Below are 14803 nucleotides of genomic sequence, written 5' to 3' on the forward strand. Positions count from 1 at the left end.
CGCCGCTAAGTTTCAATCCATTTATAATAAACATCTGTGTTCTTCCGTGTACCTCTGTGGGAAAAGAAACGCTGAGATAGCAGCGATAAAGATACTTCTATCGGTAATTCCTTATCTTTGAGGGCTAAGTTTTACGGAAAGAGAATGAAAACGAGAATGATGAATTAAATCCTCATTCTGATTCTGTTTCTCATTCTTGTTCCACAAAAGTCAGGTTCAATCCTTCGCATTCTTCGCATCTTAGCGGTAAAAAAAGAAAATGGGTTTAATGAACCGCAAAGACGCCGCAAAGTTTCAATCCATTTATAATAAACATCTGTGTTCTTCCGTGTACCTCTGTGGGAAAAGAAACGCTGAGATAGCAGCGATAAAGATACTTCTATCGGTAATTCCTTATCTTTGAAGGCTAGAATCCTTTTTAATGCAGGTACAATTCCAATTTTCTCCCGAAGAAGCCAAAGATGATTCGTTCATCCGTTCGGCAATTTCCAATGAACTGAAACTTCCGATAGATTCATTTGCATATAAATGGCACAAACGTTCCATCGATGCCCGTAAACGGGAAATCAAAATCAATGCAAGTTTTGAAGTGTTTCCGGATGGAATTTTACCCTCTTTTGAAGCTGAATTCAATCCGCAAAAAGTAGGACCTGATTCGAAGGTGGTTCACATTGTTGGTGCAGGCCCTGCTGGACTTTACGCCGGTTTGAGAGCATTGGAATTGGGATTGAAACCGATTGTCTTTGAAAGAGGAAAGGATGTTCGCTCCCGTAGACGCGACCTGGCTCAGCTGAACAAGGAGCATGTCGTGAATCCCGAATCCAATTACTGTTTTGGTGAAGGTGGTGCAGGAACCTATTCGGACGGGAAATTGTATACACGTTCCAAAAAACGTGGAGATGTGATGAAAGCATTGAAATGGTTTGTTCATTTCGGGGCACACGAAGACATTATCGTAGATGCACATCCTCATATCGGAACCAATAAGTTGCCACAAATTATCGTTGCCATGCGTGATTGTATCCGTGAATTTGGCGGAGAAGTGCTTTTTGAGACTAAACTCACCGATATGCAAATCACCAATGGTGAAGTGGAGGCAATAGAGATCAACGGTCAGGAAAAAATTCCATGTAAAGCATTGGTTTTGGCAACCGGACATTCTGCACGCGACATTTTTCATTTGTTGCACGACAAAAAAGTCGCCATTCAGGCAAAAGCATTTGCATTGGGAGTTCGGGTGGAACATACACAAGCCATTATTGACGAAATTCAATACCATGGCAGACACAATGACGAATATCTTCCACCGGCATCTTATGCTTTAGTAACTCAGGTTGCCGACAAAGGAGTGTATTCCTTTTGCATGTGTCCGGGAGGAATCATTGCCCCATGCGCAACCGAAAACGGGGAAGTGGTTACCAACGGTTGGTCGCCATCCAAACGAAACAATCCAACCTCGAATTCCGGAATAGTGGTGAGCGTGGAACCTACGGAATTGCCTAATTATTCTCCGGATAATCCATTGGTTAGTTTGGAATTCCAGCAGCAAGTGGAGCAAACCTGTTGGAAAGCGGCAGGAAGTACACAAGCAGTTCCGGCTCAGCGACTGAAAGATTTTGTGGAGGGAAAGAAATCGAAAGACTTTCCGAGAACTTCCTACCAACCAGGAATCGTTTCAGTGGATCTGAATACCGTTTTACCCGATTTTATAGCAAAAAGGCTGCGACAAGCTTTTGTCGATTTCGATCGCAAAATGCGTGGATTTTTGACAAACGACGCGGTTCTTCACGCTCCGGAATCCCGCACATCAAGTCCGGTTTCAGTACCGAGAGACAATGAAACCTGCATGAGTATCAATACGAAAGGATTGTTTCCTTGTGGGGAAGGTGCAGGTTACGCCGGTGGGATCATTTCCGCAGCAATTGATGGAATGAAATGTGTGGATGCTGTCAAATCGTATTACGATTTGAATTACGAATTACGAATGCCAAATTCCTAATTTTTGGATTTCACAAAGTTATCAGTTCTATTTTTTCACACTAATAATATCAGAAAAGCTTAATTGGTTGATAACTGAGTAGACCGAAATTGAAAAAAAAATCATCTTTTAGTTCTTGTCTTCAATTCGTAATTCGGAATTATTTCTTCAGTTCCTCATACCTCTTCAAATCCTTTTTAGCAAGCTCGGGTTCGCCCATTTCCTCGTAGTACAAAGACCTTGTCCAATAGGATGCCGGATCTGATGGATTTAATTCAATTGATTTATTCAGGTCTTTAATAGCTCCGGGATAATCTTTCATCTGTAATTTGGAAGAACCTCTGTTTGCGTAACTGTAAAAGTCATTTGGGTCTAACTCGATAGCTCGTGTGAAATCGTCAATCGCACCAGCTAAATCATTCACGACCATTTTAACGTTTCCTCTCTTGGAATATGCGTTGGCATAGTCTGGTTTTATTTCCAGTGCTTTGTTGATATTCTTGAGCGCAAGAATGTTGTCTTTCAAAAGGAAATAAGCAAACCCAATATTATTGTAAGCTTCATTGGAATTCGGATATTTTTCCAGGATGATATTGTAATCGAGAATAGCTCCTTTGTAGTCACCCAACTGGATTTTACAATGCCCCATGACCAAATGATACTCCATAAAATCCGATTTCATAGAAGCCAATTTATTCAAATCATCCAATGCGATTTGATAGTTGCCCATTTCGTGATTGCAGAGTGCTCTTCCATAATAGGGATCAATCAGGTCGCTTTTGAGGGCAATACATTTGGTAAAAGCTTCGATTGCCTTTGGATAATCATTCATATCCATATAAAGTGTCCCCAATGTGTTGACTGCCAAGTGATCCGAAGGATTCAATTCGATTACCTTGTTGATATCTGCCAACGCCTCCGGATACATGTGGAGCAGGTTGTAGTAATAATAGCGCTCCAGGTAAGCACCTACGTTGGACGGGTTCATTTTAATCCGAAACGTTTGGGTTTTCACACTCGTGCGATAACTGGGATATAAAGTGGTATCAATGTCTCCTTGACCAAATAAGGACATTTGGGTCAAAAGAATAAAGGTGATTGTCAGGTATTTTATCATTTGGTGTGTATTAATGTTCTATTTTCTCAATGGCTTCAGCGAACTTCAAATCTTCTTCCATTAGTTTTGTTTCACCAAGTTCTTTGTAAATAGTTGCACGCGTTCGAAGTAATTCAGGGGTGGGGAGTACCAATTGAAGCAATAAGTTGATATCTCCGAGCGCTTCGTTGTAGCGCTTTGCTGCGATATAAACCAAGGTCCGGTTGTTCAAAGAAGTTGTTAGGAACGGATTGTAGGAAAGTGCTTTAGTCAGATCTTCCAGCGCACCTGTTCCGTCAGCATTGGAAATTTTAACCTGCGCGCGCTTTTCATACGCTTCCGGGTAATGAGGATCAATTTGGATTGCTTTATTAATTGCTTGAAGGGCTTTCTGGTTATCTCCCAATCGGAAATAACAGTAGCCTATATTATTCCAGGCTTCCTTATAGAGAGAATCTTTTGACAGGATGGTCTTAAAATAACTGATTGCTTTCTCAAAATTATCGAGTTTGGTCTCGCAATAACCCAAATAAAGAAGCTGCGAATAATCGTTCGGATTGTGTTTCAATAAGGTAAGTAAATCCGCTTTACAGGCTTCGTAATTACCCGTTTTGTAATACAAAGTAGATCGGTCGTTGATTGCTTCGTAGAAATCAGGTTTGAGTTCGATAGCTTTTGTAATATCCACAATTGCCTGAGGTAAATCTCCTTTGTCGAAATTTACTTTTGCCCGCGATTTATACACCGTCGCTTCATTCGGTTTCAGGGATAAATACTTATCAATATCCCGAAGTGCTCCATCGTGATCCCTAAGTAAATTCAAGTAGTAACCTCTTTGGATATAGGCTTCGGCATTGTTGCTGTCGACCTTGATGCGGTTGTTTGCAATCCGAACCGATAAACGATAGGAAGCATACTTACTGGTATCTATGGATTGCTCAAACTGTGAAAACAGGGTGAAAGAAACACAAATAAAAAGGAGGGCGCTTATTAATTTCATGATTATCGAATGATTTCTGCCAGAAGAATAGCGGTTGCTGTTGCCACATTGAGTGATTCCGCCTCTCCAAAACGCGGGATGGTCACCGGAAAATCGATCAGCGCTTCAATTTCAGGACGTACACCTTTTCCTTCGTTGCCCATGATCAGGATCGCATCTTTCGGATAGGCTGTTTCCTTGTAGTTTTTTCCATTTAACATCGCGCCGTATTTTTGCTGCGGTGTATTGGTCAAATAGCTTGCCAAATCAGTATAGTGTACCGGAATCCGATAAATTGCACCCATGGAAGACTGAATGACCTTGGAGTTGTAGCAATCAACCGTATCCTTTGAACAAACAAGCTGTTTCACACCAAACCAATCAGCTAAACGAAGAATCGTCCCCATGTTTCCGGGATCCTGAATTCCGTCCAAAACGATGGTGAATTGATTCATTACCAGAGATGAATTCGAACGTCTGAAAACGGCAATGCATTTGTTTGGAGTCCTCAATTCGGAAATTTGCTCTAATTCTTTAGTTGTTACTGTTAAAGTTTTAAAAAGAAATTGAGGTGGGATCTGGGACAGGAATGAATCGATTGAAACCAATAGTTCCAAATGTGAAGCGAATGCAGAAAGTCCCTCAAGTACTGATTTTTCGCCTTCTACGACGAATACCATTTCCTGATCCCTGTTTTTTTTCAACTGCAGGGATCGGATCCATTTTTGTTTAGCTTTAGAAAGAGCCTCCACTTTTTTTTGTCAAACATACCAAATTCGCCTCGTTTAAAATGAATTTTTGTTTTCGTTTCTTATTTTTGTCTTTATGTTGAGGCCATTTGAGCAATTTAAACTAAAACACTTATTCGTATTTCTTACGATTGCCTTCGCAGTTCAAGGTTGTTTATCGACAAAACTCGTTCCGGAGAATAAACATTTGCTCAAAAAGAATAAAATCAAGGTCGAAGGGGATAAAATCAGTAAATCAGAAGTGGAAGATGTCCTCAAGCAGAAACCGAATTTGAAGGTAATCGGAATTCCACTTCGCTTGAAATTTTACAATTCCATTGACAGTGCAAAAACGGAACATGGAAGAATCCGGAAGTTGAATCGCCTCAAAGCTAAAAATGTAAAGAAGTTCAAACGTGAAATTCGGATCAATGAAAGACGAAGACAACGAGCAATCCGCAAAGGAGATACCGATTACATTTACAGACAGATCAAACTCAGGGATACTCTGGATCCGAATTCTACTTTAAGACAGCTGATCAAATATAAGTTTGGGGAGGCGCCTGTAATAGCTGATACGAGTGCCATGAGCCGATCACTTTTTCAGGTTCAGGCCTACATGCACTCAAAAGGATATTTCCATTCTGAAGTAACGAGCCGCTTTGATACCATTCATCGTCTGTTAAACAAGTACAAGACGAAGAAAAAAGTCATTGCGAATTACGAGATCAAGACAGGGATTCGATATTACATTGATACGATTAAATTGATTTGTAAAAATTCGACCATAGAAAATGAGTTTAAACGATTTATCCAGAAAATTCCCGATAAAAACGGCTTAAACCCTGTTTTCAAAGCGAGTCTCATCGATCGAAAAGTCGTCAATCTCCCTTTTGATGCAGACCAGTTCAATTCTTATCGGGGAGAATTAGCAAGGAACATGCGGGATCGGACCTATTATGGTTTTGTGGAATCGAATATCAGTTATAAGGCAGATACTTCACGTGTCACGAATTCTCCGGATAAGGAATTGAAAATGACATTGACTGTGGTGATAGGTGAGCGTTTAATTCAAGATAAGGAGACGAATTCAACCAGGTACATCCCACATGTATCCACCAAAATTGACAGTGTGTTTTTCCATTTTGCAGATACCAGCCTTTTCAAGGGCAACTTTAAACAGACTGTTGCTGAAAAAGGGTTGGAGTTAAGGGAGAATGGATTTATTGTCACATTGGATCATTTGCTTTACAAGAAAGTCAAAAAGAAGGTGGAAGATCCGGCAACCAAAGATTTAGGATTGCCCAAAAGTAAACGGGTTTACCTTAAAAGCGCAACACGTCATACCGTTTTTGGTAAAGCGAAGGACAGTATTTATTATGATCCCAACAGGATCGCAACTTTTCACTACAATACCAAACCATTTGTAAGTCCGACATTGATTGAGGCTCAGAATTATTTGGAAAATGCCAATTACTATAAGGAATATTACCTGGAACGCTCATTTACCCGATTGGTTCAATTGGGCTTGTTCTCAGTCATTAAGCCTGAAATTTTAGAAACCTCTCCCGGAAGTGGAATAGTTCGGGTTCATTATTACCTCGTTCCGGCAACGAAACAAAGTTTCAGTTTCGAGCCAAGGGCAAAGAACTCGAATGGATTTCTCGGGTTGAGTGCATCCCTGAATTATACGAACAAGAACATTTTTAGAACCGGAACCAACTTCATTTTCTCCATTTCAGGTGGTTTTGAATCCAATCCAAGTGTATTCTCAACAGATGAAACAGGGAATAAAATTAAAACGCAGGGACGAAGCTTCAACACCTTTGAATTCGGTCCTTCCGCAAAATTGGATATTCCCGGATTGTTTCCTTTTGGAGTAACCATTTTAGGGAAGAGACAGAGACCTCGCACAGAACTTTCTGCAGCATACAACCATCAGGCACGACCGGATTTCAACAGAAGTGTTTTACAGTTTAACTACATCTATAAATTTTTGGTGGGTGATGGTAAAACACAAACGGTTTCTTTTGGTCTTCCCGGGGCATCGGTAATCAAATATGTTTCACTGGATCCCCAGCCTGAATTTGAAGCTAAGATTAATCTGTTAAACGATTTATTCCTGAAGAATGCCTACCGCGACCAGTTTATTTGGGAGGATTTCAAAGTGACCTTTGAGTTTGACAATGCGCAGAAGACCATCAAGCGCTTTCAGAAATTGCGATTCACTTATGCAGGAAGTTTTTCAATTGCCGGAAATGTGTTGAATGCAATCACCTCGGTTAACCCGAAGTATGACACTTTAGGACATAAATTGTTCCTAGGTGTCCCTTATTCGCAATTTTCAGTGTTGGATAACAAAGTGGTAGCCTATTTTAATACAGGTAAGCATAGCATGATTGCTTTTAGAACCATGGCAGGAATCGGTTTCCCTATGAAGAACTCACCAACTTCACTACCTTATGATTACTCCTTTTTTGCAGGAGGATCCAATGATAATAGAGGTTGGGCTGCACGAAATTTAGGTCCTGGAGCTTATCAGACACTTTTGGACACGAATTCGGTTGCAACTCAAATCGGAGACATCCGCTTCAACGTTTCATTGGAATACCGCTTTGGTGGAGGAGGGATTTTAAATCATGCATTCTTTTTGGATGCAGGGAATATTTGGACGAGAAAAGACGATAGCAATCGACCGGGTGGGCAAATTTCCGCGCACTTCCTGAAAGAGTTGGCTGTTACTGTCGGATACGGACTTCGTTTTGATTTCAATTATTTTGTGCTGCGTTTTGATTTGGGTGTGCCGATCCACAATCCGGGTCTTCCGGAAGGAGAACGATGGATTTATACCAAAAAACCAAAGTTCTACTCGCAGGCAGAAGCGATTTACGGTTCGGATTACAAAAATGATCTCCCCAAATTCCTTTATCCGATGCGCATCAACTTCGGGATAGGTTTCCCATTCTAATGGAGGCTTGTGAATTTTCTTATCTCGAACTTATGTTATTCACCGCATTTCATTACTTTTACACCCCAAATAATGACTAAAATGGCTTATTCAATTAAACCCGGAGTTGCCTCTGGAGATGAGGTTCAGGAAATTTTCCGCTTTGCAAAAGAAAACCGATTTGCACTACCAGCTGTGAATGTAACAAGTACCTCCACAGTGAATGCTGTTATGGAAACAGCGGCGAAGTTGAATTCTCCCGTAATCATTCAATTTTCAAATGGCGGAGCTCATTTCTTTGCGGGAAAGGCATTGTCGAATAAAGATGAGAAGGCTGCTATTTTAGGAGGTATTTCCGGAGCAAAACATGTTCACGCACTGGCAGAGGCGTATGGAGCGACTGTGATCTTACATACAGACCATTGTGCAAAGAATCTGTTGCCCTGGATGGATGGATTATTGACTGCAGGAGAACAATTCTATAAAGAAACAGGTAAACCTTTGTATTCTTCCCACATGTTGGACTTATCAGAAGAACCGATTGAAGAGAATATTGAGATCTGCAAGGAATATTTGACCCGTATGAGCAAGATGGGAATGACCTTGGAGATTGAATTGGGAATTACAGGTGGAGAAGAAGACGGAGTGGACAATAGCGATGTGGATTCATCTAAATTGTACACACAACCTGAAGAAGTTGCTTATGCTTACGAAGAACTGATGAAAATCAGTCCTCGTTTCACCATTGCAGCTGCATTCGGAAATGTGCACGGTGTTTACAAACCTGGAAATGTGAAGTTGACTCCGAAAATCTTGTTGAACTCCCAGAACTTTGTTCAGCAAAAATTCAACACAGGTCACAATCCGGTTGATTTTGTATTTCATGGTGGTTCAGGTTCGACAGTGGAAGAAATTCGTGAAGCAATCGGTTATGGAGTGATCAAAATGAATATTGATACAGATCTTCAGTTTGCATTTACAGAAGGAGTTCGTGACTACATTTCTTCGAAAATTGATTATTTGAAAACCCAAATTGGGAATCCGGAAGGGGAAGACGTTCCGAATAAGAAGTATTACGACCCTAGAAAATGGTTGCGTGAAGGTGAATTGACTTTTGTGAAACGCCTGGAGCAATCCTTTTCTGATTTGAATAATATAGGTACATTGAATAAATAAGAGATTGATATGAGTTGGTTTAAACGTTCCAAAGAAGGTATCACTACCTCAACGAAAGATAAGAAAGAAACTCCGGAAGGTCTTTGGAGTAAGTGTTCCAGATGTAAAACTGTTTTCACAGCACAGGATTTGGAGCGAAATTCATGGGTTTGTGACCGTTGTTCAAACCATGAGCGAATTGGTTCGGAACAGTATTTCCACATTCTTTTTGATGGAGGGAAATATACCGAGATCAATGAGAAAGTGACCTCCGGTGACCCATTGGAATTTGCGGATACGAAGAAATATACAGACCGTATCAAAGCGACCCAAAAAGCAACAGGATTGAAGGATGCAATTCGCACGGCTTATGGAGATTTGAACGGACAACCGTTCGTTGTTGCTGCAATGGACTTTTCATTCATTGGTGGATCCATGGGGTCTGTGATGGGTGAGAAAATTGCACGTGCTATTGACAAGGCAATTGAAATGAAAGCTCCGTTTATGATCATCTCCAAATCAGGAGGTGCCCGAATGATGGAAGCAGGATTCTCCCTAATGCAAATGGCGAAGGTTTCAGGTAAACTAGGACAATTGTCCAAACATAAATTACCCTACATTTCCTATCTGACAGATCCGACAACAGGAGGGGTGACAGCTTCGTTTGCGATGTTGGGGGATATCAATATTGCTGAACCGGAAGCATTGATCGCATTTGCAGGACCTCGTGTGGTAAAAGAAACCATCGGTCGTGATCTTCCGGATGGATTCCAAACTTCGGAATTCGTTTTGGAACATGGTTTTCTGGATTACATTGTCGACAGAACCGAATTGAAAACGAAATTAGGACACTCCTTGAAACTTTTTAGATCATAATACGTTATAAATCCCTTAGGCTTAACCTAAGGGATTTTTTTTGATATGAAGATACTGACAGAAACTGATTTTTTAATTTCGAATTGGAGTGGTGGAACAACTGCTCAATTGTTTATTTTTCCGGAAGGAACAACTTTGGAGGAACGAAATTTTGATTGGAGAATCAGTTCAGCTTCGGTGGAAGTGGAAGAATCTGAATTCACTTCTTTTGATGGATATGAGCGTATCCTCATTCCCTTGAGTGGGAAATTGGAAATGGAACACCAAACACCCAATGGAGTCATTCAGCAAAATGTGAATGAATTCGAATTGGCCCGTTTTAACGGATCATGGCCGACAAAGGGAAAAGGAAAGCTTACAGACTTCAATTTGATCTTCAAACCGAATTACCATCCGAAGGTTCAGGTTGCCTATTTTTCCGAGGATACCACATTGGATTTGGAAACCATCACTTCCATTTTATTTCTTCAATCCGGATCGTTTGTCTTGAACGATCAAGTGATCCAATCACCTGCATTGATCGTGAATGATACCCACACACATTCTGAAATTACCTGTAAGGCTAATTCGAGAATTATTTCAATTGAAATGAATTTGCTGGGTTAATCAACTTCATTTTTTCAAGAGAAGTTCCATTCTGACTATGAATTAAGAGAAATTTCATCTCCAATTCATTATTCGTTGAAATAGGTTGAATATTCATTTGTTCGGAAAATATTTTCATCAGGTGCTTCGAAATATGGCTGAAAAGTATATATTCGTTCTACTGGAAACTAATACAGAACTAAAGACACTTACCTTGAACAAATTAATTAGCATATTTACTTTTTTACTTTTACTCTCCAACACTGGTTGGTCTGCAAAAGTTAGCGAGGCTGATACGTTGAATAAACTTGACGGTCATGGAAAAAGAACAGGGTATTGGGTTCTTGATGATGAGAATGACGCCACTTCCTTAGAAAGCAAATCAAAAAGAAAAGAGGGTAGATACATCAAAGGACGTAAGTTTGGAGCTTGGATCTGTTATTATCCTGATGGTGAAACTCCTCGTCTGATTGGAGAATATTTAGATAACAGACCCGGTGGAGCTTATTTCCGTTTTGATAAAAAAGGAGAATTACTTCAAGCAAGTACTGTCCCAAGAAAAATTACACAATCTCAAAATTTAGAGGTACATAACGGATTATTTGATTGCCGCATGATGTTTCACAACCGTGAAATGGTGGCTGGTCAGGTTTTCTTTGCAAAACGCGCATTCAGTGTTCCATTCTCCTACCAGTTTTGGGTAGAGGAATCGTTAAATCAGAATCAATCGCAGAATGCACATGTGAATTTTGCTTGGTTATCACAAAATTATCCTCAATTGTATTCCACTTATCTGAGTGTTCGAACACCACGTAAAGTGAATGTTGAAAACCCGGAACTTCAAAATGTGGTGAGTAAAATTGAGAAGATTCAAGATTCAAATCCAAGTCCTCACGTTCGGAATGCCGTTATGAATGCTCCGTTTATTCATACCCCTCGTGTTGCAAAAGGAGCTACTTTCCAACCGAATGGATTCAATAAGTTGTACACCGTATCCGATGAAATCTGGATCGATGGACAATTTAGAAATGGTCAGTTGAAAGAAGGGAAAGTATTCGTCTATGACCGGGATGGTGTGTTACTGAAAGTCCGAATTTTCAAGGATGGACTTTACGTTTCCGACGGAGGATTATAATACTTGCCAATTGCAGATTATTTTTGCTCTTTCACTAGCACTTACATTTATTTCTTTTTCCTATTCGCAGAATAATCATTTATTTGATGGGAAGTATGCGGTATATATTTCATCAGGATACTTGCAAGGCAAACGCATTGTAGCAGGAATTCAAATACATGCAAAAGATTCGACGAACCAGGAAATTCATGTAAAGTTCGACTTGCTTAAAAACTGGATTCTCTCAGATTCAGATGGATTTGATTTATTCTTGGATACCACCAAACAAGAATTTATTGTTGTTGATGAGCGCAAATACGAAGCCATTCATTATCGATCCAAGGATTCTCAGGTAAAGATCAATTTCCAAAAGCCGGAAGCATTTGAAACAAAATTGAGTAATGGAAAGGAATGGACGTATTGGATTAGTTCGTATGCAGTAGTGACTTATTCGAATCGCTTTAAGAAGTACAATCGGATTCTGAAGGTGTATTATGAAAAGTAGCTATGAATTCAAAATTCAAAATTCAAAATGCTTTTGTTATTGAACCAAAAATCAACTAATTCGTAATTCGGCATTCGTAATTCGGAATTAGTTGCTATCTTTGCACCGTAATTCCAAGAGTTGGGATTCTACATAATAATCATTCAAGTAATATTGGCATGTATTTAGATTCAAAAGTTAAAGAAGAAATCTTCGCTAAACACGGAGGTTCAGCAACAAACACAGGTTCAACAGAAGGACAAGTTGCTTTGTTCACATTTCGTATCGCTCACTTAACAGAGCATTTGAAAAAGAACCGTAAAGATTATGGAACACAGAGATCTTTGCAGTTGTTAGTTGGTAAACGTCGTAGTATGTTAGATTACCTTAAGAAAAAGGATATCGAGAAATACCGTGCGTTAATTAAAGAATTAGGTTTACGTCGTTAATTCGAGAATTCAATGGGATGAATCCCATTGGAAAAATATTAAAAGGGGGGCTTGTCGGATTATTCCGGTGTCCCCCTTTTTGTTTAATCCGACCGTAGGGCGGAATGTTGGGGACGCGATGCTTCGCGTCCGTACAAAGATTGAAAGAAGGGATGCGATTAATCGCATCCATACAAAAATGTAAAGTATAAATATGAATATAGGAATCAAAAAGTCCATCGTTACTGGAGGGAAAGAAATTTCCATCGAGACCGGGAAATTGGCGAAACAAGCCGACGGTTCAGTAGTGTTACAAATGGGCAACACGGTGTTATTAGCAACTGTAGTTGCAGCACCAGAGGCAAAAGAAGGAGTAGATTTCCTTCCGTTAACGGTAGATTACCGTGAAAAATACGCAGCAGCTGGACGTTTTCCAGGTGGATTCTTCCGTAGAGAAGCTCGTCCGTCTGAAAGCGAAATCTTGGTAATGCGTTTAGTGGATCGTGCATTACGTCCGTTATTCCCAGACGATTACCATGCTGAAGTACAGTTGATGATTCAATTGTTGGCTTACGATGGTGTAAACAATCCGGACGCATTGTGTGGTTTGGCAGCTTCTGCAGCAATTGCAGTATCTGATATCCCGTTCAACGGACCAATGTCCGAAGTGCGTGTTGGTCGTATCAATGGTGAGTGGGTGCTTAACCCTACAATGGAAGAAATGAAATCGGCAGATATCGACATGATGGTTGCCGGTACCATGAAAGATGTGAACATGATTGAAGGAGAATTCAAAGAAATCTCCGAATTGGAAATGGTTGAAGCGATCAAGATTGCACATGCTGCAATTAAGGAGCAATGTCAATTCCAATTGGATCTTGGAGCATTGATCCCGACAGCTAATCCGAAACGCGTTTACTCTCACGAAACTCATAGCGAGGAAGTGAAAGCGAAAGTGTACGAATTGGCAATGGACAAATGTAAAGAAGTTGCTCGTCAAGGGCTTGCTAATAAAGCGAAACGTACAGAATTGTTCGACGCAATCAAAACCGAAGTGAAAGCTGCTTTCTCGGAAGAAGAATTGGCTGAGGTTAGCGGATTTATTTCTACTTACTTCTCTGAAGTGAAAAAGAAAGCAGTTCGTTGGGTGATGTTGAACGAGCAGAAACGTCTGGATGGTCGTAAATTTGACGAAATCCGTCCGATTTGGGCTGAGGTGGATTATTTGCCGATGGTTCACGGATCAGCAGTATTTACACGTGGGGAAACGCAATCATTGACTACATTGACTCTAGGAGGTAAGATGGACGAGCAATTGATTGACGGAGTTACTTTCCACGGAACAGAGAAATTCTTGTTGCATTACAATTTTCCTCCATTCTCAACAGGTGAAGCGAAACCATTACGTGGTACTTCCCGTCGTGAGATCGGACATGGTAACTTGGCATTGCGCGCATTGAAACCGGTTCTTCCGGAAGATAACGCATACACGATTCGTTTGGTGTCGGATATCTTGGAATCAAACGGTTCGTCTTCCATGGCGACAGTTTGTGCAGGAACATTGGCATTGATGGACGGTGGTGTTCAGATCAAAGCACCGGTTTCCGGTATTGCAATGGGATTGGTTGCTGACGAAGGTAAATTTGCCGTATTGTCGGATATCTTAGGAGATGAAGATCACTTGGGAGATATGGACTTTAAAGTAACAGGAACTTCCAAAGGAATCACAGCTTGTCAAATGGATATCAAAGTAGACGGTTTACCATACGAAGTATTGATTCAGGCATTGGATCAGGCTCGTGCAGGACGTTTACATATCTTGAACAAGATCATAGAAACAATTGCAGCTCCAAACCCGGACTTCAAACCGCAAACTCCTCGTATCGAAGCATTCAATGTGCCTAACGATATGATTGGAGCGATCATCGGACCTGGAGGAAAAATCATTCAAGGAATTCAGAAAGACACGAAAACAACCATTACAATTGAAGAATTGGAAACAGGTGAAGGTCGTGTTCAGATTATGTCGAACAATGCAGAAGATATGGACGCTGCAAATTCACGTATCCGAATGATCGCATTCCCTCCAGTAGTTGATGAAGGTGGAGAATACGAAGGAAAAGTGAAAGCAATCAAAGATTTCGGTGTATTCGTAGAGATTCTTCCGGGAACTGACGGATTGATTCACATTTCTGAGTTCTCTTGGGAGAAAGTAGCGAAAATGGAAGACGTAGTAAAAGAAGGAGACGTATTGAAATTTAAAGTGGTTGGAAAAGATCCAAAAACGAAAAAATGGAAATTGTCTCGTAAAGTTTTATTGCCAAGACCAGAGAGACCAGCTGCTGAATCAACTCCAGCAGAAGCTCCAAAAGCTGAGTAATTTGAACTAGCATAAAATAAGAGGCCCCGACGATAAATGTCGGGGCTTTTTGT

12 protein-coding genes are annotated in these 14803 nt (G+C 40.5%); 9 read left to right on the top strand and 3 right to left on the bottom strand.

Annotation, left to right across the window (positions count from 1 at the left end; genetic code table 11):
- Positions 1 to 421 precede the first annotated feature (421 nt).
- A complete protein-coding gene (locus tag AAG807_RS10140; protein WP_341903202.1) occupies positions 422 to 1999 on the top strand; it encodes an FAD-dependent protein in 1578 nt (525 codons plus the stop codon).
- A gap of 139 nt (positions 2000 to 2138) precedes the next feature.
- On the opposite strand, the gene AAG807_RS10145 is transcribed toward AAG807_RS10140, so the two are convergent.
- From AAG807_RS10145 to AAG807_RS10155, 3 genes are read right to left on the bottom strand one after another with little or no spacing between them, the layout of a single operon-like run.
- Positions 2139 to 3095, bottom strand: a complete 957-nt coding sequence (locus AAG807_RS10145) for a tetratricopeptide repeat protein (RefSeq protein WP_341903205.1) — start codon at positions 3093 to 3095, stop codon at positions 2139 to 2141.
- A 10-nt stretch (positions 3096 to 3105) separates the two neighbouring features.
- A complete protein-coding gene (locus tag AAG807_RS10150) occupies positions 3106 to 4074 on the bottom strand; it encodes a tetratricopeptide repeat protein (protein WP_341903207.1) in 969 nt (322 codons plus the stop codon).
- A 2-nt stretch (positions 4075 to 4076) separates the two neighbouring features.
- Positions 4077 to 4733: an RNA methyltransferase gene (locus AAG807_RS10155; protein ID WP_341903210.1), complete on the bottom strand. Its 657-nt coding sequence runs from the start codon at positions 4731 to 4733 to the stop codon at positions 4077 to 4079.
- Between the two features lie 145 nt (positions 4734 to 4878).
- Between AAG807_RS10155 and AAG807_RS10160 the strand changes: the two genes are divergently transcribed.
- The 8 genes from AAG807_RS10160 to AAG807_RS10195 all read left to right on the top strand — a co-directional run bounded on the left by AAG807_RS10160 (position 4879) and on the right by AAG807_RS10195 (position 14750).
- A complete protein-coding gene (locus AAG807_RS10160; protein WP_341903212.1) occupies positions 4879 to 7749 on the top strand; it encodes a BamA/TamA family outer membrane protein in 2871 nt (956 codons plus the stop codon).
- A gap of 81 nt (positions 7750 to 7830) precedes the next feature.
- Positions 7831 to 8904, top strand: coding sequence for a class II fructose-bisphosphate aldolase (fbaA, locus tag AAG807_RS10165; protein ID WP_341903215.1), 1074 nt, complete (start codon positions 7831 to 7833; stop codon positions 8902 to 8904).
- Positions 8905 to 8913: 9 nt separating this feature from the next.
- Entirely contained in the window at positions 8914 to 9759 is an 846-nt protein-coding gene (accD, locus tag AAG807_RS10170; RefSeq protein ID WP_341903218.1) for an acetyl-CoA carboxylase, carboxyltransferase subunit beta, read from the top strand.
- A gap of 45 nt (positions 9760 to 9804) precedes the next feature.
- Positions 9805 to 10365: a HutD family protein gene (locus AAG807_RS10175; RefSeq protein ID WP_341903221.1), complete on the top strand. Its 561-nt coding sequence runs from the start codon at positions 9805 to 9807 to the stop codon at positions 10363 to 10365.
- 193 nt (positions 10366 to 10558) lie between these two features.
- Positions 10559 to 11479 (top strand): hypothetical protein, encoded by a 921-nt coding sequence (locus AAG807_RS10180; protein WP_341903224.1) that lies wholly within the window; start codon positions 10559 to 10561, stop codon positions 11477 to 11479.
- Positions 11448 to 11963, top strand: coding sequence for a hypothetical protein (locus AAG807_RS10185; protein WP_341903227.1), 516 nt, complete (start codon positions 11448 to 11450; stop codon positions 11961 to 11963). Before AAG807_RS10180 ends, AAG807_RS10185 begins: the two co-directional genes overlap by 32 nt.
- A 158-nt stretch (positions 11964 to 12121) precedes the next feature.
- Positions 12122 to 12391 (top strand): 30S ribosomal protein S15, encoded by a 270-nt coding sequence (gene rpsO / locus AAG807_RS10190; protein ID WP_294858844.1) that lies wholly within the window; start codon positions 12122 to 12124, stop codon positions 12389 to 12391.
- A gap of 193 nt (positions 12392 to 12584) precedes the next feature.
- Positions 12585 to 14750: a polyribonucleotide nucleotidyltransferase gene (locus AAG807_RS10195; protein WP_341903231.1), complete on the top strand. Its 2166-nt coding sequence runs from the start codon at positions 12585 to 12587 to the stop codon at positions 14748 to 14750.
- The last annotated feature ends 53 nt before the right edge of the window (positions 14751 to 14803 follow it).

Source organism: Fluviicola taffensis DSM 16823, assembly GCF_943372375.1.
GTDB classification, from domain to species: domain Bacteria; phylum Bacteroidota; class Bacteroidia; order Flavobacteriales_D; family Crocinitomicaceae; genus Fluviicola; species Fluviicola taffensis_A.